15 protein-coding genes and 1 CRISPR repeat array are annotated in these 20,954 nt (G+C 72.5%); of the genes, 6 read left to right on the top strand and 9 right to left on the bottom strand.

Annotated elements, in window-relative coordinates:
* Positions 1–62: 62 nt before the first annotated feature.
* Positions 63–396: a CRISPR direct-repeat array (repeat unit 29 nt; unit sequence CGGACCACCCCCGCTCGCGCGGGGAACAC).
* 1,430 nt (positions 397–1,826) lie between these two features.
* Positions 1,827–3,056, bottom strand: coding sequence for a helix-turn-helix domain-containing protein (locus HCN56_RS09360; RefSeq protein ID WP_312871151.1), 1,230 nt, complete (start codon positions 3,054–3,056; stop codon positions 1,827–1,829).
* Positions 3,057–3,245: 189 nt separating this feature from the next.
* On the opposite strand from HCN56_RS09360, the gene HCN56_RS09355 reads away from it, so the two are divergent.
* A complete protein-coding gene (locus HCN56_RS09355; RefSeq protein ID WP_167969051.1) occupies positions 3,246–3,572 on the top strand; it encodes a hypothetical protein in 327 nt (108 codons plus the stop codon).
* 81 nt (positions 3,573–3,653) lie between these two features.
* On the opposite strand, the gene HCN56_RS09350 is transcribed toward HCN56_RS09355, so the two are convergent.
* The 4 genes from HCN56_RS09350 to HCN56_RS09335 all read right to left on the bottom strand — a co-directional run bounded on the left by HCN56_RS09350 (position 3,654) and on the right by HCN56_RS09335 (position 9,585).
* Positions 3,654–4,352: an HAD-IA family hydrolase gene (locus HCN56_RS09350; protein WP_312871150.1), complete on the bottom strand. Its 699-nt coding sequence runs from the start codon at positions 4,350–4,352 to the stop codon at positions 3,654–3,656.
* 629 nt (positions 4,353–4,981) lie between these two features.
* Complete coding sequence (locus tag HCN56_RS09345) at positions 4,982–7,201, bottom strand: NADP-dependent isocitrate dehydrogenase (RefSeq protein WP_167969050.1); 2,220 nt, start codon at positions 7,199–7,201, stop codon at positions 4,982–4,984.
* Between the two features lie 256 nt (positions 7,202–7,457).
* Positions 7,458–8,006 (bottom strand): DinB family protein, encoded by a 549-nt coding sequence (locus HCN56_RS09340; protein WP_167969049.1) that lies wholly within the window; start codon positions 8,004–8,006, stop codon positions 7,458–7,460.
* A 214-nt stretch (positions 8,007–8,220) separates the two neighbouring features.
* On the bottom strand, positions 8,221–9,585 hold the full coding sequence (locus HCN56_RS09335) for an aspartate aminotransferase family protein (RefSeq protein ID WP_167969048.1): 1,365 nt from the start codon (positions 9,583–9,585) through the stop codon (positions 8,221–8,223).
* 109 nt (positions 9,586–9,694) lie between these two features.
* On the opposite strand from HCN56_RS09335, the gene HCN56_RS09330 reads away from it, so the two are divergent.
* Entirely contained in the window at positions 9,695–10,699 is a 1,005-nt protein-coding gene (locus HCN56_RS09330; protein ID WP_167969047.1) for a LysR family transcriptional regulator, read from the top strand.
* Between the two features lie 149 nt (positions 10,700–10,848).
* Here HCN56_RS09330 and HCN56_RS09325 read toward each other — a convergent pair whose 3' ends face one another.
* Together HCN56_RS09325 and HCN56_RS09320 are read right to left on the bottom strand one after the other, a co-directional pair.
* Positions 10,849–11,538 carry a potassium channel family protein gene (locus tag HCN56_RS09325; RefSeq protein ID WP_209312544.1) on the bottom strand — a complete coding sequence of 230 codons (690 nt, stop codon included), beginning with the start codon at positions 11,536–11,538 and terminating at the stop codon, positions 10,849–10,851.
* On the bottom strand, positions 11,531–12,871 hold the full coding sequence (locus tag HCN56_RS09320) for a TrkH family potassium uptake protein (RefSeq protein ID WP_312871149.1): 1,341 nt from the start codon (positions 12,869–12,871) through the stop codon (positions 11,531–11,533). The genes HCN56_RS09325 and HCN56_RS09320 overlap by 8 nt, the downstream gene beginning before the upstream one ends.
* A gap of 263 nt (positions 12,872–13,134) precedes the next feature.
* Here HCN56_RS09320 and HCN56_RS09315 point away from each other — a divergent pair, with 263 nt between their 5' ends.
* Positions 13,135–13,905: a MerR family transcriptional regulator gene (locus tag HCN56_RS09315; protein WP_167969046.1), complete on the top strand. Its 771-nt coding sequence runs from the start codon at positions 13,135–13,137 to the stop codon at positions 13,903–13,905.
* A gap of 231 nt (positions 13,906–14,136) precedes the next feature.
* Positions 14,137–14,709: a DinB family protein gene (locus HCN56_RS09310; RefSeq protein ID WP_209312543.1), complete on the top strand. Its 573-nt coding sequence runs from the start codon at positions 14,137–14,139 to the stop codon at positions 14,707–14,709.
* 187 nt (positions 14,710–14,896) lie between these two features.
* Here the strand turns inward: HCN56_RS09310 and HCN56_RS09305 are convergent, their stop codons facing one another.
* A complete protein-coding gene (locus HCN56_RS09305) occupies positions 14,897–15,859 on the bottom strand; it encodes a DUF368 domain-containing protein (protein ID WP_167969044.1) in 963 nt (320 codons plus the stop codon).
* A gap of 834 nt (positions 15,860–16,693) precedes the next feature.
* Here HCN56_RS09305 and HCN56_RS09300 point away from each other — a divergent pair.
* A complete protein-coding gene (locus HCN56_RS09300; protein ID WP_209312542.1) occupies positions 16,694–18,388 on the top strand; it encodes a threonine/serine exporter family protein in 1,695 nt (564 codons plus the stop codon).
* 322 nt (positions 18,389–18,710) lie between these two features.
* Here the strand turns inward: HCN56_RS09300 and HCN56_RS09295 are convergent, their stop codons facing one another.
* Entirely contained in the window at positions 18,711–19,205 is a 495-nt protein-coding gene (locus HCN56_RS09295) for an inorganic diphosphatase (RefSeq protein ID WP_167969043.1), read from the bottom strand.
* A gap of 88 nt (positions 19,206–19,293) precedes the next feature.
* Between HCN56_RS09295 and dacB the strand changes: the two genes are divergently transcribed.
* Positions 19,294–20,814, top strand: a complete 1,521-nt coding sequence (dacB, locus tag HCN56_RS09290) for a D-alanyl-D-alanine carboxypeptidase/D-alanyl-D-alanine endopeptidase (protein ID WP_312871148.1) — start codon at positions 19,294–19,296, stop codon at positions 20,812–20,814.
* Positions 20,815–20,954 lie beyond the last annotated feature (140 nt).

Here is a 20,954-nt window from a genome sequence, read left to right as displayed (position 1 = left end):
CTCAGGCCGCCCCGCTCGCGCGGGGAACACCTGGTGAGCACCCACGGCGGGTCCAGCTCCTCCGGATCACCCCCGCTCGCGCGGGGAACACCACGCGTGTGGTCACACGGAGACATGGGACATCGGACCACCCCCGCTCGCGCGGGGAACACTGCTCCGGCTTCGTGCCGACCTTGCGCGGCTCCGGACCACCCCCGCTCGCGCGGGGAACACCTGCTGGGTCTCTCGGTAGGAGAGACCGGCACCGGACCACCCCCGCTCGCGCGGGGAACACCGGCGGCGAGCCCGGAGTCACCACACCCGCCACGGACCACCCCCGCTCGCGCGGGGAACACTACAGCCGGCCGTCCCGAACCGCGTGCGCGGCCGGACCACCCCCGCTCGCGCGGGGAACACCCTTCGCGACCTGGGGCGTTAGGAGGGCTTTGCAAATCCTTTGCCATCGATCGATCGGGTCATACCGGCATCTTGCCAGAGGCGCTGGGCAGTCCGCGGCGCTTCACTCCGCGGGCGGTGCGCGCCGTTCGCCGCAAACGGGGGCCTCGCGTGTTGAGTTCAGATCAGTGGTGCGCTCCAGGGCGCAAGTCCGGAAACATGCGTGGCCCGGGGTTCCGGTGGCGTGCACGGGTGCTTTCCGGCGGTCACTTCGTGAGGTCGTCGCTGTCGTCGTGACGGGCGTGCCCTGGGGCGGGTGGTGCCGCGCCGGCCGAGGGGCAGCGGGGGAGCCGGGTGGTGGTCACCTCGGCCGGCGCGGGAATGTGGCCGCCGTGGCCGGAGAGCCCGGGGCGGGGTGGAGGAGCTGCTGCGGCGGCTCGGGTGCGGGCGGGTCAGCGGCGGTGGCGCCGCCACCAGGGCCGCCGGGGCTGCTCTGGAGTGACCGGCGGTGAGAGCGTTATGGCGCGGACTACCGTCATCGGAGTGCCGTGCGGTACTCCCACGCGCCAGGTCCGGCCGCCGAGTTGTACGCCGGTGTAGGTCCGCCGTGCGTCGAGGACTCGCTGTGCTCGGCCTCCGATGATGACCACGTCACCTACGTGCACCGCGTCGGCGGGCAGGACGACCGGACTGAGAACGGGAGGCAGGTGGCGGCAGACCGGTCGCTGCCGTGACCTCAGGCGTGCGAGCACGTGCAGACGCACCGTTCGAACGTCACACCGGGCGGGCTGTCGTCCCGGTGTGAGTTGGTCTCCGCGCCCTGCGGCAGGGCGTCAGGGCACTCGGCGTGCTGACCGATGTGGCAGGGAGCAGATCGATACACGCCCGCCGCAGCGTCGGTAAGGCTCTGCCTCCGGTTGAGCTGCGCACTGGTGCGCGCTTCCATGCTGATCACCCCTCGTCGATCTCCATGCGGTCCCTGGTGCTACGCGTGGTCGATATACCGCTGGGGTGGCGCTTCTTGAGGCTGGCGTGGGCGCCGGGGTGCACGTCCCCGGCACGGCGTTCTCCGCGCACTGAGTGACTCAGGCCGACGGTTGCAGCCCACGCAGCGTTGGCGCCCGAGGGTGTCCGGCCGGTGAGATGCCGCCGCTCCTTCAACGAGAGGTGCACGGTCCTACTCACGCGACGGCCCGTGACGGCACGAACCTGCACGGGCAGCTCGGCTGAGGGGCTCTGTGGCCCCTGGTCCAGGGCGGCGGGACTTGCTTGCGCGTGTACTCGGGGGTGTCGTAAAGGCAAAGGGACAGGCTCGGGCATCGGCGGGCTCCTCGGTTGGCAGGTACCGCAAGAACGCTACGATCCGTCTATGCGTCGTAACAGAGACGAGGCGTGTACTTTCGGTTCGCCACTGCGACCGAGAGTGCACGCCCCGTGATCCCTGAGGTGGCTTAGGGAGTGTCGAAGAAGGCCGCCAACTCGCGCTGGCGGCTCGTCAAACGGCCTGATGAAGCCAGCACATCCGCGAACGTCTCCGCCGCCATCTGCTGATGCCGCAACCAGTCCGGCGCCTGTTTTGCCAGGCCCGACAGGATGCCCTCGGCCTCTCTTCGCTCTCGCAGCATCATGTGCGAGTGCGCCACGTCCAGCAGATGCCGGTTCAGCATGTTGCTCGTCGGTGCCTGCCCGGTGCGGGTGATCCGCTCGGAGAGCAGCAGTACCCGCTTAGGGTGTTCGGCGACCGCTGCTGCCTCCGCGGTGGCGAACAGCACTGACGCCGCGGTCAACTTCCCTGTCGCGTAGCGTTCTCCGCCACCGCGCTCTCCGACCGCAGCACCGGCGGAGCGGGTCAGTCGCAGCATCTCCCGGGCCTCGTTCGGCCGATTGTTGCGAGCGGCGGCTGCAGCGGCCTTGTCCCACAGCCGGCCCCATACCGCCAGCTCGTCTCGGCTGGCTCGGGAGATGCGAGGCTCGATCTCCTCCGCGGCCTGGGAGGTCAGCGCCTCCGCCTCGTCCAGACGGCCCTCGCGGATAAGCGCCCACCCCTGGATGTAGGTGGCCGCGCCACCGAGCAGGGGGGTGCCTGCTGTCCGCGCGTCGCGCAACGCCTCCCGCAGGGCCATGTGTGCCAGGTCGAATGACCTGAGCTGCGTAAGAAACCGCCCGGCCTGGGTCAGCAGGTCTGCGCGGATGCGTAGGGCGTCCGCTGCCTCTCCGGTACCCGAGAAGTGCGCCACGGCGAGGTGTGCCGACAGGAGTAGCGGTGGGAGTAGTTCGGCGACCCGGCCATAGTCGTTTGCGTGGTACGCCGAGTTCAGTGCCGACGCGGTGGTTCGTAGTCGCTGGACCTCGGGCGCACTGTCGTCCTGCCACAGCAGTCGGCCCGACGGCGTTTCAGGGGGAGCGATTGCGCGACGCAGCGGCACCAGATCCAGCCGGTCCTGGTCGTCGGCACGGCGCCGAGCATGAGGCGGGCCGCTTTCCTCCAGCAGCGCGGAGGTACGCACGCCGAGGGCGCGCGCGATCCGGTGGTACGTCTCCAAGCGCAGGGTGCCGCCCCGCTCGGCCTTCTTGATCAATGACAGCGAGAGCTCGGCGCGGTTGGCGAGGTCTTCCTGGGTGTAGCCGCGGCTCATCCGCGCTCTTTTGAGGCGGTCGCCGGGCAGGGTAGAGTCAGGCACGACATTCCCCGTCCTGCTGGTTTTGGTTGGCGCCTGCCAGCATAGGGCGGGGTTTTCGCGTATGTCGTCCCCTTGAGGGGCCACCCATCGGTCCGACCGCCCCTCGCCTGCGAGTCGAGGAAGCTACCCGCAAGCCGGGCCCCATTTTTCTGGTCCAAGATCTGTCAGCTCCCCTGCGATACTTGGACCTTGAACAGTTACGAGGGCGCCGCGACGCTTGAGTGGTGGGTCAATCGATCGACCTGTCTGGGCGGGCTTCGTGTGGAGGTCGCGGTCCGTGCCGCCGGAGACACCTGGACGTCCGAGGCGACCCTCGAACCTCCCCTGGCCGCGGACGACAGGGAAAGATTCGAGCTCCTGATGCAGCTCGATCCGCACTTCACCCTGCGTTTTGACGACGCGAGCACGGTACTGGTCAAGGTCGTCGAAGCAGGAGTCGAGGGACGGCTCATCCTCACCGCGGCTGAGGAAGACACTGCAGGGCCGACCGGAACCAGGCACGCACCGCACCAGTAGCACCACGTGAGGACGCGTTCTGCTACCGGGGCGCCGAACGGTCCACCCCCGCTCGCGTCGGGAGCACGCGCCCGCGTTGATTCAGGCAGGGGCCGGGTCGGGAAGAAGCGAGTCGAGGATGGCGGCCGTACCCGTGGGATCAGTCGTGTGGTGCACGGTGCGGATGCCCAGGGCCTCGGCGGGCGGCAGATTGTGTGCGTGGTCGTCAACGAACACGCACTCGGGACCGCTCAGACCAAGTGCTGCTAGCGCCCGCTGGTAGATGAGCGGCGACGGCTTTCGCACGCCTTCCAGCTCCGACAAGATCACAGCATCGAAGAAGTCTGTCCAGATGCCCTTGTCTTCGTACGGGTTATAGGGCTCGATGCCGAACGAGTTGCTGAGCATGGCCACCTTGATCCCCGCCGCGCGAGCGCGTTCCGCGGCGGCGACGATCTGAGGCTCCGGGTGCAGATTGGCCAGGGCGCGCCGCATCAGGTCGGTCGGGTCGATGCAGAGGATGCCGCCGATGACTCGGTTCCAGTCTTCCTGCGTTGCCTCACCGACCTCCAGCGCGGCGTAGACCGCAACGCCATCGGGATGTTCAGTAAGCGCCGCAGAATACGCGCCCGGGGTCAACCCCTCTGCTCGCTCGAACGCCCGCCCGTTCAATCGCATTCGCGTGGTGAGCACGCCGCCGAAGTCGAGGATCAGGCCACGGTATGGGACTGGCAAAGCGACCTCCTTGCCGATCTTTCGTGCGCGTAATCGGCCCCCGTTCAACACGAACAGCCTGTCCACTTCGGCGAACGGTCAACCCGTGGTATCGCGCCGACAGCCTTGGTACTGCGCGTCGCCAAGCCCCCCGCGGAAACGTGTGCCGCGACGCATGAGGCAGCAGCTGCCAGGCGGGGAGCGTTCGGCGCACCGGACGCCCTCCCGACCGGGGGTGCGGACCACCCCCGCCTGCGCGGGGAACACGTGGGTACGGTGATCACAGTCATCAGCTCCTGCGGACCACCCCCGCCTGCGCGGGGAACACCGCTTCCATTTGCAGCTGTGGGCTGATCTTCTCGGACCACCCCCGCCTGCGCGGGGAACACGCGATGGCGAGCAGGATGAGCCTGCCCGTGCCCGGACCACCCCCGCCTGCGCGGGGAACACCCTTCGCGACCTGGGGTGTTAGAGGGGCTTTGCAAATCCTTTGCTGTCGGTCGCGGAGGTCATGGCGGCATCTTGTCAGAGTCGACGCGCCCGCGTCCGCTGCCTTCGGCAGCGCCCCGCTCGCACCCCCGCCCGCACGCGCCGACGGCGGGGGGAGGCGGTCCCTGTCGGGGTGCCTTCCCCGCCGTCGGCGGTGGAGCGGTGGAACGGTGGTGCGGGGCGGCGGGGCCGGAGAGCAAGCCCCCGCCCCGCCACCCCCACCCGCGTCAGCCGAGGGTGGCCAGCGCGTCGTTGAAGGTCTTCGACGGGCGCATCACGGCGGTGGCCTTGTCGAAGTCGGGCTGGTAGTAGCCGCCGATGTCCGCGGCGTGGCCCTGCACCGCGGCCAGTTCGGCCACGATGGTCTCCTCCTGCTGCGACAGGGTCTCGGCGAGCGGGCCGAAGGCGGTCGCCAGCGCGGCGTCCTCGGTCTGCTTCGCCAGCTCCTGCGCCCAGTAGAGCGCCAGGTAGAAGTGGCTGCCGCGGTTGTCGATGCCACCGATGCGACGGCTCGGCGACTTGTCCTCGTTGAGGAAGGTCGCGGTCGCCCGGTCGAGGGTGTCGGCCAGGACCTGCGCGCGGGCGTTGTCGGTGGTCTGCGCGAGGTGCTCGAAGCTGACGGCCAGCGCCAGGAACTCGCCGAGGCTGTCCCAGCGGAGGTAGTTCTCCTTGGTCAGCTGCTGCACGTGCTTCGGGGCGGAGCCGCCGGCGCCGGTCTCGAAGAGGCCACCGCCGTTCATGAGCGGCACGACCGACAGCATCTTGGCGCTGGTGCCCAGCTCCAGGATCGGGAACAGGTCGGTCAGGTAGTCGCGCAGCACGTTGCCGGTGACGGAGATGGTGTTCTCGCCGCGGCGGATGCGGTCCAGGGAGTACGCGGTGGCGTCGACCGGCGCCTTGATCTCGATGGTGAGACCGTCGGTGTCGTGGTCGGCCAGGTACGTGGTGACCTTGGCGATCAGGTTGGCGTCGTGGGCGCGGGTCTCGTCCAGCCAGAAGACGGCCGGGTCGCCGGTGGCGCGGGCGCGGGTCACGGCCAGCTTCACCCAGTCGCGGATCGGGGCGTCCTTGGTCTGGCACATGCGCCAGATGTCGCCCTCGCTGACCGCGTGCTCCAGCACGGCGTTGCCGTCGGCGTCGGTGACGCGGACGGTGCCGGTGGTGGGGATCTCGAAGGTCTTGTCGTGGCTGCCGTACTCCTCGGCCTTCTGCGCCATGAGGCCGACGTTCGGCACGGTGCCCATGGTCGCCGGGTCGAAGGCGCCGTTGGCGCGGCAGTCCTCGATGACGGCCTGGTACACACCGGCGTAGCTGCTGTCGGGCAGCACGGCCAGGGTGTCGGCCTCGCCGCCGTCCGGGCCCCACATGTGGCCGGAGGTGCGGATCATCGCCGGCATGGAGGCGTCGACGATGACGTCGCTGGGGACGTGCAGGTTGGTGATGCCGCGGTCGGAGTCGACCATGGCCAGCTCCGGGCCGTCCGCGAGCTCGGCGTCGAAGGACGCCTTGATCTCGGCGCCGTTCGGCAGGGACTCGACACCCTTGAGGATGCCGCCCAGGCCGTCGTTGGGGGTGAGGCCGGCGGCGGCAAGGGTCTCGCCGTGGGCGGCGAAGGTCTTCGGGAAGAAGGCGCGGACCACGTGGCCGAAGATGATCGGGTCCGAGACCTTCATCATCGTGGCCTTGAGGTGCACGGAGAACAGCACGCCCTCGGCCTTGGCACGGGCGACCTGCGCGGCGAGGAACTCGCGGAGGACGGCGACGCGCATGACGGCGGAGTCGACGACCTCGCCGGCCTGGACCGGCACCGACTCGCGCAGCACGGTGGTGGAGCCGTCGTCGCCGTGCAGCTCGATGCGGAGGTCGCCGGCGTTCTCGACGACCGCGGACTTCTCGGTGGAGCGGAAGTCGTCACCGGTCATGTGCGCGACGTTGGTCTTGGAGTCGGAGCTCCACTTGCCCATGCGGTGCGGGTGGGCCTTGGCGTAGTTCTTGACCGAGGCGGGGGCGCGGCGGTCGGAGTTGCCCTCGCGCAGCACCGGGTTCACGGCCGAGCCGAGCACCTTGCCGTAGCGGGCGCGGATGTCGCGCTCCTCGTCGGTCTTCGGCTCGTCGGGGAAGTCCGGCAGGTCGTAGCCCTGCGCCTGGAGCTCGGCGACGGCGGCCTTGAGCTGCGGGATGGAGGCCGAGATGTTCGGCAGCTTGATGATGTTGGCGCCGGGGGTCTTGGCCAGCTCGCCCAGCTCGGCGAGGGCGTCCTCGATCCGCTGGCCCTCGGCCAGACGCTCGGGGAAGTGGGCGATGATCCGGCCGGCCAGCGAGATGTCCCGACGGTCGACGCCGACCCCGGCCGTCGCCGCGTAGGCGCGGACGATCGGCAGGAACGAGTACGTCGCCAGGGCGGGTGCCTCGTCGGTATGGGTGTAGATGATGGTCGAGTCAGTCACCGCTACTCCGCTCCACGTCTGCAACATTGCTTGACGTCAAGATATCTCGGAGCGGGCCCGTGCGCGAAGGTGCCCCTGCCGGGCGGGGGCGGATCTCGCCGTCGGTGACCGGACGTGCGCGGCGGGGTGTCCGGCAGGGTGCGCGGTGGGCTCTCCGGGGGCGGGTGCGGGGCCGGCCCGGACTGTGCGGACGGGGCCGGCCGGACAGGGCGAAGCGGCGACGGCGTGGGGGAGCCGTCGGAGGGCGCTCGGCGGGTCAGGCGCCGGTGGCGCCGTCGGTCGCCTCGCGGAGCAGGTCGGCGTGGCCGTTGTGGCGCGCGTACTCGGTGAGGACATGCACGGTCGACAGCCGCAGCGAGACGGTCTGCCCGGTCCTGGGCTGCACCCCGGTCACGTCGAGCGACGCCGCAGCCCGCTCGATGCGGCGCGAGTGCGCCACCTCCGCCTCCCACGCCGCGAGCGCCTCGGCGTGGGTGGAGCGCGACGCGTCGTAGGCCGCCTGGAAGTCAGTCCGGTCCGACCAGACGAGCGGGAGGCCGTTGTCCTCGAAGACCCGGCGGAACCATGCCCGTTCCACCTCGGCGAGGTGCCGCAGCAGCCCCAGCAGGGTGAGGGCGGACGGCGCCACCGGGCGGGCGCGGAGCTGGTCGTCGGAGAGGCCGGCGCACTTCCGGAGCAGGGTGGCCCGCTGGCCGTCGAGGAAGCCGCGCAGCATCGTCCGCTCGTCGTCCGTCAGGGGCGGCGGCGTTCGCGCCTCGTCGCCGCCGGGATTCTCGGTCGGGGGCGGGTTCGGGGGCGGGGGCATGGCGGGCTCCTCGCTGCGGAGAACGGTGTGGCCCGAGGCCGGCTGGGCCGGCGTGGTCCGCCGGGGGTGCCGGGGGTGCCGGGGGCTGCACCGGACACTACCGGCGCGGTGCGCGGCGGGCGGTCCGCCCCCGTTCGACCGGACTGCCCGCCGCGCTGCTCGTCGCCCCGCGCCGCCTCCGCGCCGGACTCGTTCGCCCGCCCGGCCCGGGTGCTCAGCCTCCGGCGATGGCCTCGTCCAGGATGGAGAGCCCCAGCGCCAGCTCCTCCTCCGTCGCCGTCAGCGGTGGCGCGATGCGGAGCACCCCGCCCATGCCGGGCAGCTGGACGATGTTCATGTGCAGCCCCAGCGCCAGGCACCGCTCGGTGACCCGCGCCCCCAGCTCGTCCGACCCCTGCTTGGTCTCGCGGTCGCTGACCAGCTCCAGGCCGACCAGCAGCCCCCGGCCGCGCACATCGCCGACCACCGGGTGGCGTTCCGCGATCTCCGTCAGCCCCTTGCGCAGGAACTCCCCGAGCGTTCGGGCGCGTTCGTCGAGCCGCTCCTCGGTCAGCACGTCCAGCACGGTGTTGCCGACCGCCGCCACCAGCGGGTCGGCGACGTGCGTGGTGAAGAAGAGGAAGCCCCGCTCGTACGCCCGCTCCTCGATCTCCGCGCTGGTGATGACGGCCGCCAGCGGCAGGCCGGCGCCGAGCGTCTTGGAGAGGGTGAGGATGTCGGGGACGACCCCGTCCCGCTCGAAGGCGTACCAGGTGCCGGTGCGGCAGAGCCCGGTCTGAGCCTCGTCCAGGATCAACAGCATGCCCCGCTCGCGGCACTTGTCGCGCAGCGCCGCGAAGTAGCCCGGCGGCGGCTCGATGATGCCGCCGGAGCTGAGGATCGGCTCCACCAGGCAGGCGGCGAGGCTGCCGGTCGACTGGGCGTCGATCAGGTCGAAGCCGAAGTCCAACTGGCGGCGCCAGTCTAGCGAACCGTCCGCGTGGGTGAAGTCGGGCCGGTACGGGTTGGGCGCCGGAATCGCGAAGTTGCCGGGAGCGCCCGGACCGTAGCCCTTCCGGCCCGCGCTGTACGTCGCGGAGGCCGCCGCCTGCGTCATGCCGTGCCAGGAGCGGGCGAACGACACGATCTCGTGCTTGCCGGTGACCAGCTTCGCCATCCGGACCGCCGCCTCGTTGGACTCCGCGCCCGTCGTCAGCAGCAGCGCCTTCTCCAACGGGTCGGGCAGCGTCCCGGCGAGCCGCCGGGCGAGGTCGACCACCGGGCGGCTGAGCATCCCGCTGTACAGGTGGTCCAGCGAGGCGACCTGGCGCTGCACCGTCTCCACGATGCGGGGGTGCGAGTGGCCGAGGATCGCGCTCATCTGGCCCGAGGTGAAGTCGAGGATGCGACGGCCCTCGGCGGTGGTGACGAAGCTCCCCTCGGCGCTCTCGATGATCTCCCGCGTGAAGGCGGAGCCGTACCGGATCAGGTGCCGGTCGGCGTCGTTCCAGAAGGCCCCGGACCGGTCGGCGGCCGGGTCGGCGGCCGGGACGGCGGACGTGTCGGCGGACGGGGCGGCGGCAGGCTTCGCGGTCGTCATGCTCCCGACGGTAGAGGCGCCCCCGAGAACGCGTCCATCACACATTTCGGCCGCTGCTGTTCGGAACAGCCGAACAGCGCAGCCCCGCGCAGACCGCCACAATGGGGCGATGATGAACCCGTGGCGGCTGCGGCTGCTCAGCCAGCTCGACACCCTCGGCACCGTCCGGGCGGTCGCCCACGCCGCCAACATGAGCCCGTCGAGCGTCTCCCAGCAGCTGGCGGTCCTGGAAAGCGAGACCCGCACCCAGCTGCTGGAGCGCACCGGGCGACGGGTGCGGCTGACCTCGGCCGGGCTGATCCTCGCCCGCCGCGCCCGCGCCCTGCTCGACCACATGGCCGACGTCGAGGCGGAGCTGCGCGGCTTCGGCGACGAACCCGCCGGGCCGGTGGTCCTCGGCGCGTTCCAGAGCGCCCTGCACACCATGGCCGTCCCGGCAGTGACCCGCCTCGCCGCCGCCCACCCGCAACTCGACATCCAGCTGGTGCAGTTGGAACCGCACGAGAGCGTCCCCGCGCTCCGCGTCGGCGAGGCGGACATCGTCATCACCACCACCGACTTCGACGAACAGCCGCTCGGGGACGACCTCGACCTCGTCCCGCTCGCCACCGAACCCGTCCTGCTGGTGGTGCCGCCGGACGACCCGGCCGCCGGGCGCGGCGGCGCCGACCTCGCCGCCTACGCCGACCACGCCTGGTCGTTCGACATGCCGCAGACCTACATGGCCAACGTCGCGCTGCGCCTCTGCCGCCAGGCCCGGTTCGAACCCCGGGTGGCCTGCCGGTTCGGCAACTACATGATGGCGTTGCAGCACGTCGAGGCCGGGCTCTCCGTCGCGCTGCTGCCGGCGCTGGCCGTCGACCCGCGCTACCGGGTCGCCACCCGCGAGCTGGCGACGCCCGTCACCCGCACCATCACCGCCGCCGTCCGCTGCGGCTCCCCGCCCCGCGCCGCCGTCCGCGCCGTCCTCGACGCCCTGCGCACCGGCCCCGGCGCGGGTGCCGGCACCGGCAGCGGCCTTCCGCCGACACCGCCCGCAGCGGTCGTGCCGGCGGGGCAGGACGCACCGGACGCACGGGGCGCCGAGGACGTCCGGGACGAGCCACCGACGTGAGCCACCCCGGAGCCACCGGGGCGCGGCGGGCCGACGCGGGATGACGCCCCGCCCCGCCGCGCACCGCCCCGCCGCGCACCGCCGTGCGCGGCCCGGGCGAGCCGCGTCGGGCGCTGCCGCCGCGCGCGGCAGCGCCCTTCAGGGGCGGCTCAGTGCAGCTCGCTGAAGCGCTCCGTCTGCTCGGTACGCCCCGCCACGATCACCGTGTCGTCGGGGCGCAGCACGGTGTCGGCGGTGGCGTAGGTGAACCCCTCGCCCGGCCGCTTCACGGCGACGACGGTGAGGCCGAACCGGGTGCGGATCGCGCTCTGCGCGAGCGTCCGATCGGCCATCTCGCTGGGGGTGCGGGTCTTGACGAGTGCGAAGTCGTCCTCGAACTCGATGTAGTCCAGCATCCGACCCCGTACGAGGTGGGCCACCCGCTGCCCCATGTCGTGCTCCGGGTAGACCACGTGGTGCACGCCGAGCTGGGAGAGGATGCGCCCGTGCGCCTCGCTGGTCGCCTTCCCCCACACATCGGGGATGCCGAAGGAGACGAGGAGCGAGGCCGTCAGGATGCTGGCCTCCAGGTTGGTGCCGATGGAGACCACGGCCCGCGTGAACTCGTGCACGGCCAGCTGCCGCAGCACCTCCTCCTTGGTGGAGTCCGCCCGCACGACGTGCGTCAGCACACCGGACATCGACTGGACGGTGTCGGCGTCCAGATCGATGCCGAGCACCTCGGTGTGCTCCTCCACCAGCTCGGTGGCGAGGGACCGGCCGAACCGTCCGAGACCGATCACGACGACCGAGTCGTTGGCGGCGATGCGCCGCGACTTGCTGCTGCGTTTCCTAGCCAATGAGGGGTCGCTCCTCGGGAAGTTCGTACAGACGGACGCGCCGGCGGAGCGCCAACGCGGAGGCGATGGTCACCGGGCCGAGCCGCCCGACGAACATCAGCAGCGAGAGGAGGACCTTGTGCGGGTCGCTCAACTCCGCCGTGATCCCCGTCGAGAGCCCCACGGTGCAGAAGGCGGATATGACCTCGAACAGCGCCTGGTCGAGGGTGAAGGTCGTCGAGACCATGAACACCACGGTCGAGCCCACCACCCCCGCCACCGACAGCAGCACGACGGTGAGCGCCTGGCGCTGGACATCACCGTGGAGACGCCGGCCGAAGATGTTGACGGACGACTCGCCGCGGACCTCCGCGTAGATCACGAACAGCAGCACCGCGAAGGTGGTGATCTTGATACCGCCGGCTGTGCCCGCGCTCGCCCCGCCGATGAACATCAGCACGTCCATGCCGAGCCAGGTGGCGGAGTTCATCGCGCTGATGTCGATGCTGTTGAACCCCGCGGACCGGGGCATCGTCCCCTGGAAGAAACCGGCGAGCACCTTCTCCTGGACCGGCAGCGGCCCCAGGGTCGCCGCGTTCCCCCACTCCAGGGCTGTCACGAAGACCGCACCGCCCAGCAGGAAGCCACCGCTCGCCCACAGCACGATCTTGGTGTGCATGGTCCACCCGCCCGGCTTGGTGTAGCGCCGCCCGATCTCGAACAGCACCGGGAAACCGAGCCCGCCGAGAATCGACGCCACGGCTATCGGGAGGCAGATCCAGGGGTCCCCGACGAACTGCGTCAGGCTGTCGGACCATAGCGCGAAGCCGGCGTTGTTGAAGGCCGAGACCGAGTGGAAGATGCCGAGCCACAGTGCCCGCGACCACTCCGTGTCGTACGCCACGGCCAGCCGCGGAACGAGCACCGCCGCCGTCAGAGCCTCGATGGAGAGGCTCAGCAGCACCACGCCGCGCACCACCCCGCGGACGTCCCCCAACCCCAGCGTCTTCGTCTCGGCCGCCGTGGTCAGCCGGGTCCGCAGCCCTATGCGGTGGGAGACCATCATGACCAGCAGCGTTGCGAAGGTCAGGATGCCGATGCCGCCGAGCTGGATCAGGACCAGGATGACGCCGTGCCCGAACCCCGACCAGTTGGTGGCGGTGTCCACCACGACCAGCCCGGTCAGGCACAGCGCCGACGTCGCCGTGAACAGCGCGTCCACCACGCTCGTCCCCTCGGCGTCGACCGCCGCCGCGGGCAGGGAGAGCAGGAAGGTACCCAGCGCGAGGACCGCGGCGAATCCCGCGATCACCAGCTGCGCCGGATGCCGCCGCCGACCGCGCGGGCGGCTCACGGCAGGTGTCCGTACGGTGGGAATGACCGATTTCGGGTCGATGGCACCGGAGGACGATAGCGCGGTCCCGTCGCGGCTCGAAGCGGTGGGCCCGCCCGTTGCGACCGGGGTCACCGCACGTCTCCGCGAGGTCACCGCCGGCTCCCGGCCCGCTCGTGCTTGCACCTCACGCGGCGTGAGGGGGCACCGTGGTGCGAGCCGGCGCCCCGAGTGCGCCGGCGGTACGGAACACCGGTGCCCGGGGCACGGGAGAAGGAGGGGCGATGACGGAGCGAGGACTCTCCGTGGGACGCGTCGCCGAACTGGCGGGCGTCACGGTGCGCACCCTGCACCACTACGACGAGATCGGGCTGCTGCGCCCCGGCGGCCGGTCGCGGGCCGGCCACCGCCGTTACGACGACACCGACCTCGACCGCCTCCAGCAGATCCTCTTCTACCGGGAGCTCGGCTTCCCGCTGGAGGAGATCGCACCGTTGCTGGACGACCCCGGGATCGACCCCGTCGCCGAGCTGCGGCGACGGCACCGGTTGCTGACGGACCGGATCGAGCGGCTGCAACGCATGGCCGCCGCAGTGGAACACGCCATGGAGGCGAAGAAGATGGGAATCCAGCTCACGCCGGAGGAGAAGTTCGAGGTCTTCGGGGAGACGTACTCCGAGGAGTACGAGACCGAGGCCGAGCAGCGCTGGGGCGACACCGCCGCCTGGGAGGAGTCCCAGCGGCGCACCGGCTCCTACACCAAGGAGGACTGGGCGCGGATCAAGGAGGAGACCGACGCGCTCAACCAGCGGATCGCCGCCGCGCTCGCCGACGGCGTCGCCGCCGACTCCGAGCAGGGGATGGCGCTGGCGGAGGAGCACCGGCAGCAGATCTGCGGCAGCTTCTACGAGTGCGGGCACGAGCTGCACGCCTGCCTGGGGGAGATGTACGTCTCGGACGAGCGGTTCACCGCCACCTACGACGCCGTCGCCCCCGGCCTGGCGCGCTACCTGCGCGACGCCATCGTCGCCAACGCCGCCCGTCACACCGCCTGAGCGGCGGGCACGGGGCCGGGCCGGGCGGGGGCGCCGGCGGTGCGGGCGGCTCGGGGGGCCGCCCGCACCCGGCGCACCGCACCGCGCCCCTCCCGCCGTCGGCCTCACCCCGCCTCACCCCGCCCGCGCCCTCGCCGAAGGCGCGGGCGGGGTGCTTCCGCCCTACGCTCGAAGGAGCCGGGCGGGCGCCGGTGACGCCCGCCGCCCCAGCGAGCGGACGAGGTGACCCTCATGCCCACGGTGGTGGAACCCGAGGCCCGCGGCGACGAGCGCGGCGCGCTGCTCTCCTACCTCGACGCGCAGCGCGGCGGGCTGCGCCGAGCCGTCTACGGCCTGACCCACGAGCAGGCCACCAGCACCCCGACGCCGAGCGTCCTCTCCGTCGCCGGCCTGCTGAAGCACGTGAGCGTCGGCGAGCAGGACTGGATCACGATGATGAGCGGCCACCCCGCCGACCCCCGGGACCCGGCCGCCCGCCGCCGCTGGGAGGGCAGCTTCGCCCTCGGCCCCGACGAGACCGTGCCCGGCGTGCTGGTCCTCTCCGACGAGGTGGCGCGCCGCACCGAGGAGATCGTGCGGGCACTGCCGTCGCTGGACGAGACGTTCGACCAGCCGCCCGCGCCCTGGGACCCGGGAGGCACACGCTCCTGGCGCTGGGGGCTGCTGCACCTGATCGAGGAGGCGGCCCGCCACGCCGGCCACGCCGACATCATCCGCGAAGCGGTGGACGGCAAGGGCGCGTTCCAGCTGGTCTTCGAGACGGGAGCCGCCCCGGAGCCCGACTGGTCGATGTTGGACCAGTGACCGGCAGGCGCCCGCCCCCGCCCGCCGTCGCGCACCGGCAGCAGGCGCCCGCCCCAGCGCGCCGCCGAAGACGCACCACCGCCCAAGACGCACCACCGCCCGCCCCGCAGCAGCGGGACGGGCGGAGGCGTGAGCTCGGTCACGGCCCGGGGCGCGGCGCTGCCGCGGGCACCGGGCCGGAGCCGGATCAGCGGCGCGAGGGCGTCCGGGCGTGGCGGCCGCGGCCGCGGGCCGGGTTCTCCTTGCGGTGCGCGACGACCAGGACCACGGTCACGATCACGAAGCCGAGCACCATCAGCCCCACGGTCTGCGGCACGTCGGTGGTCGGGGCGTGCAGCGACCGGTCGTCCTCCGGGCCCTGCCAGGGCCACAGCGCGCGCAGCGCGCCCGCCATGACACCGGTGAGGACCACCAGCGTCATGTGGTGGTACTTCTCCAGCAGCCAGCGCAGCGTCTTCACCGCCACCGCCAGGCCGATCAGCATGCCGAGAGCGAAGGTGCCGATGTAGGCGAGGTCGCGGTTGTTGAGGGCGTCCATGGTCGGCTCGTACATGCCGAGCGCGAGGAGCAGGAACGAGCCGGAGAGCCCGGGCAGGATCAGCGCCGTCACCGCGATGGCACCGGAGCCGATCACCACCAGCGGGTTGTCCGCGGCACCCGCCACGGAGAGCGAGGTCAGCCAGAAGGCGAGTCCCGCGAAGACCAGCGCGACCCCGTAGTTGGCGCCGCTCCACCGCTGCCCCGAGCCGCTGTAGGGAATCCACAGCGAGGCCATGACCAGGCCGAAGAAGAGCGCGTAGGCGTACTGCGTGTGGTCGGTGACCAGCGGCGCGAGCAGCCGGGCGCTGAGGAGCAGGCCGACGACCATGCCGATCATCAGCGGGATGAGCAGGCCCCAGTCGACCTGCTTGACCTCGGCCACGGTGCGGCGCCAGCCCTGGCCGGTCACCAGCAGCCGGATGGCGGTGGTCAGCTGGCTTGCGGCGCCGATGAGGCGCTCGAACACACCCACGATGAGAGCGACGGTGCCGCCACTGATGCCGGGCAGCGCCTCGGCCACACCGATCAGGGAGCCGCGGAAGCCGTTGAACACGCGGCTGTCCGGGCTCTTCTCCGGGGTCGTGGCCTCCGAGGGGGCCTCCGAGGTCATGGCCATGGTCTCCACTCAGCGGTAGATGAGGTAACCGGGGATGTGGCCGCGCCCGGGGTGGCCCCCGGGCACCGCGGCTCCGCTCATCCTATGCTTCACGAGAATGGGCCCTCATCGGGTGTTTGGGAGTTCGCGTCCGAGGTGGTCGCGGCCCCGGACGCGGTACCTCGCGGGGGCGGAGCGCCGCGGCTCGCGCACAGCCGACGCCGGCCGCGCCCGCCGGGCGGGGAGGAGTGCCGCGGACGGACGGCGGTCACCCCGGGACGTCGGCGCCATGCCCCGACGGGCCGGACCACCGCGACCGGCGCCAGCCGGACCGAAGGAGCAGCGAAACACGTGGCCGGGGAGCAGAAGCCGCCTGGTGAGAACACCGGGAGGAACGGACAGCGTCGATCGGACGACCGGACATCCGGGAGGACCCCCGGAGACGGTGCCGAGAGGAGTCGGCACGGGCGCACGAACGGTTCAGCAGATCGCACTGACGAACGTCAACGCCGAACTGACGCCCGGTCCGGCAGCTCCGGCGGGGACCGCCAGGGAGCCGCGGTCCGGGCGGAGAACGAGCACCCCGAAACCGGGCGTAACGGTTCTGCCACCGGGCGTAACGGTTCTGCGTCTGCCCGCGCATCCTCCGGCGACACATCCTCCGGCGACACCTCCCGCGGTGGTTCCGAGCCCGCGGGGGCCTCCGGAGGCGCCACCGGGACCCCCGGGCGCCCCGCCGCACCCGATGCCCCCCGCCCCTCCGGCGGAGCCGGCGGCGGCAGTACGGGCAGTGCCGGCAGTACCGGCAGTACCCCGATCCACCACGCGCCCTGGGACGAGCGCGACGACATGACGACGCCCCAGCTCATGCCCGTGCTGCGGCCACCCGACGAGGAGCACCACACCTCCGAGTTCGCGGTGCCCGAGGGGCTGGAGCTGCCATCCGTCGAACAGAGTCAGCAGGGCTCGGAGTTCTCCCTCCCCAAGGGCATGGCCCCCTCCGAGCAGGCGCAGCAGACCTCGGGGTTCATCGTCCCCGAGGGGCTGACGACCACCCCGCCGACCGAACCGCGCAGCGAGTTCCGCTACAACGCCGACTGGGCGTCGACCCCCGCCAACGGCATCCGCTCCCCGCTGCTGGCGAAGGGGCTGCCCTGGCACGACCGGATGCGCACCATGGTCCGGCTGCCGCTCTCCGAGCGGCCCGCTCCGGAGCTCGCGCCGGCGCCCGAGGGCGAGGAGGAGACACCGCCGCTGCCGGTGCCCCGCGTCCTCGACCTGACGCTCCGTATCGGCGAGCTGCTGCTCGCCAGCGGCGAGGGCGCGGAGGACGTCGAGACCGCGATGTTCGCCATCGCCCACGCCTACGGCCTCGACCGCTGTGAGGCGACGGTCACCTTCACCCTCATCGGCATCACCCACCAGCCGTCGCTGGTCGACCCGCCGGTCTCCCTCAGCCGCACCGTGCGGCGCCGCGGCACCGACTACAACCGGCTCGCCGCCGTCTTCCGGCTGGTCGACGACATCAACGGCGGCAGCATCACGCTGGAGGAGGCGTACGGCCGGCTGGCGACCATCCGACGCAACCGCCACCCCTACAGCAAGATGCAGCTGTCGCTCGCCGCCGGGCTGCTGGCCGGCGCCGCGTCGACGCTGGTCGGCGGCGGCGTCCTCGTCTTCGCCCTCGCCGTGATCGGCGCCATCCTCGGCGACCGCATGGCCTGGGTGCTGGCCAGCCGCGGACTCCCGGAGTTCTACCAGTTCGTCGCCGCCGCGATGGCGCCCGCCGCCATAGGGGTCTCGCTCGCGGCGGTCCACCCGGGGCAACAGGGGCTCGTCCAGGCGGCCGCCGTCATCACCGGCGGCCTGTTCGCCCTGATCCCCGGTAGAGCGCTGGTCGCCAGCGTGCAGGACGGGCTGACGGGCTACTACATCACCGCCGCCGCCCGCATGCTGGAGGTCTTCTTCCTCATCGCCGGCATCGTGCTCGGCGTGCTGTCGATCCTCTACATCGGCGAGGTCTCCGGCGTCAGCCTCGACCCCGAGACCGTCGAGGCGAAGATCCGGCCCGCCGTGCAGCTTGCCGCGGCCATGCTGCTGGCGCTCGCGTTCTGCGTGATGCTCCAGCAGGACAAGAGCACCGTCGTGATCGCCACCCTCAACGGCGGCGTCGCCTGGCTGATCGTCGCCTCGATGCGGGACACCGCCGACCTGTCGCCGTTCGCCGCCACCCTGGTGGCCGCCGGCCTGGTCGGCCTCTTCGGACAGCTACTGGCGCGGTACCGGCTGACCTCGTCACTGCCGTACGTGACGGCCGCGATCGGCCCGCTGCTACCCGGTGGGGCGACCTACTTCGGTCTGCTCGGCCTCGCCCAGGGCGACATCGCCACCGGCGGGCAGCAGCTGCTGCGAGCGGCCAGCCTGGCGCTCGCCATCGCCATCGGGGTGAACCTCGGCAACGAGATCGCCCGGTTGTTCATCGGCACCCCGGGGCTGGTGACGCCGTTCGGCCGCCGCGGCGCGAAGCGCACCCGCGGCTTCTGACGCGGCGTCGGCCCGGGACCCGGCCCGCCGGACCACCGCCCGGCCCGCCCCCCCCCGCGAGGTGGGGCGGGCCGGTGGCGCGGTCGGGTGACGCCGTTCGCCGAACGGCGGGCGACCGAGCGGGCGGAACCCCGGCCCTCCCCACAGGCCCGTGCCGCCCCCCATCGGCTCCGCGAGCCCACCCTGGAGCGGGGGCGGGAACGACGGCGGGAACGACGACGGGGGCGCCGCACCCCGTGGGGCGCGGCGCCCCCGTCGGGCGCTGCGGTGCACGGCCGCCGTCGGTGCGGCGGGCCGTGCGGACGGGCCGGGGCCCGCGCGGTCAGTGCTTGTCGCCGGCGTCGGCCAGGCGCTTGTAGGAGCGCTCGATCTCGGCCTCGGCCTCGACCCGGCCGACCCAGTCGGCGCCCTCGACGGACTTGCCGGGCTCCAGGTCCTTGTAGACCTCGAAGAAGTGCTGGATCTCCAGCCGGTCGAACTCGCTGACGTGGTGGATGTCGCGCAGGTGCTCCATCCGCGGGTCCGAGGCGGGGACGCACAGCAGCTTGTCGTCGCCGCCGGCCTCGTCGGTCATGCGGAACATGCCGATGGCGCGGCAGCGGATCAGGCAGCCCGGGAAGGTCGGCTCGTCGAGCAGGACCAGCGCGTCCAGCGGGTCGCCGTCCTCGCCGAGGGTGTTGTCCACGAACCCGTAGTCCGCCGGGTAGACCGTCGAGGTGAAGAGATGGCGGTCGAGCCGGATCTTGCCGGTCTCGTGGTCCACCTCGTACTTGTTCCGCGAACCCTTCGGGATCTCGATGGTGACGTCGAACTCCACGGGGAGGCTCCTTAGACTTCTGGGCGGTCGATCAGGTGGTTAAGTGTCCCCCACGCAAGGGTGTGCGTGCGAAAGGGGCTGGTGGAGGGTGCACATTCCGGTACGGGGGGCCGCCGCGCGGCGCCACCGGGACACCTGGCGGCTGACCGCGGTCTCCGCCGTCGCCGGTCTGATGGCAGCGGCGGCCACCGTCTCGCTCGCCGGGCCCTGGGACGCGGGACAGCGCACCGGGGAGCGCGCCGCCGCCGTACCGGTCGAGCAGTTCGACCTCACCGACGACCCCGGCTCCGGCGAGGGGCTCCCCGGCGCGGGCGCACCGCCCCGGGAGGGCGACGCCGCCCCGGAGGCCGCTCCCGGCCGCGGCCCGAGCGCCGACGCCGTCCTCGTGCCGCTCGGCCCGCTCGGCGGCGACGCCCCCCGCCGGGCCGACACCACCGCGCTCGTCGCCGCGCTGCCGGGCCTGCTCGCCGATCCCGGCCTCGGCCGCCGCCCCGGCGCGTCCGTGGTGGACCTGACCACCGGTGAGGAGCTGTTCGCACAGCGCCCGGACGTCCCCATGGCGCCGGCCTCCACCGTCAAGCTGGTCACCGCCGCGACGGCCCTGCACACCTTCGGCACCGACCACCGGCTGGCGACCCGCACCGTCCTGGACTCCGGCGGCCGCGGCCCCGACCGCGTCGTGCTGGTCGGCGGCTCCGACACCACGCTCACCGCGCGGGACGTGGCGCAGCTCGCCGCCGACACCGCGGAGGCGCTGGAGCGGCGGTCCGTCACCGAGGTAGCGGTCGGCTACGACACCGAGCGCTACGGCGGCCGCGAGGAGCGGCACCCCATCGGCGTCAACGACAACATCGCCCCGCTGACCTCGCTGATGATCGACGCCGGCCGGCTCGACGACTCGGGCAGCGGCCCCGCGCCCCGCTCGGCCGACCCCGCCGCCGACACCGTCGCCCTCTTCGCCGACGAACTCGCCGCCGCCGGGGTCACGGTGGTCGACGAGCCGGTACCGGCCGAGGCCCCCAACGGCGCCGAGCGCCTCGCCCACCACCTCTCCGCGCCGCTGACCGACCTGGTCGAGCGGATACTGACCGACAGCGACAACGACCTGGCCGAGGCGCTCGGCCGCCACGTCGCCGTCGAGCTGGGCGAACCCACCAGCCTCAAGGGCGTCGGCGCCGCCCTCACCACCCAGCTCGCCGACCTCGGCATCGACGTCTCCGACGTCCGGCTCGTCGACGGCAGCGGGCTGGACCGCGCCGGGCGGCTCACCCCGCACGCCCTCACCGGCCTGCTGACCGCCGCCGCCGACCCCGACCGGCCCGAGCTGCGGCCCGTCCTCACCGGCCTGCCGATCTCCGGCTTCACCGGCACCCTCACCGGGCGGACCACCGACGGCGGCAACGGCCTGGTCCGCGCCAAGACGGGCACCCTGACCGGCGTCAACGCCCTCAGCGGCACCGTCGTCCACACGGACGGCCGAGTCCTGGCGTTCGCCTTCCTCGCCGGGGACACCCCCGGCCCGGCCGACGCCGAGGCCGCCCTCGACCGGGCCGCCGCCGCGCTCACCGGCCGCACCCTCGCCGGGTCGGGCGCGAACGACCCGGCCTGACGCCGCGCGTCCGGCCCCCGCGCCGCCGCCCGCACCCGTTCGTCCCCGCCGCGGTGGAACCGCCGCACCGCCGGGCGGCGGCCTCCCGGGGCCGCACCACCCGTCCCGCACACCCCACCGGCCCCCCCGCGCCCCCGCCC

The organism is Streptomyces lonarensis, assembly GCF_012033735.1.
Lineage (GTDB): Bacteria > Actinomycetota > Actinomycetes > Streptomycetales > Streptomycetaceae > Streptomyces > Streptomyces lonarensis.
Note: the sequence above shows the minus strand (reverse complement) of the source record. Positions and strands in the feature narration are given on the sequence as shown.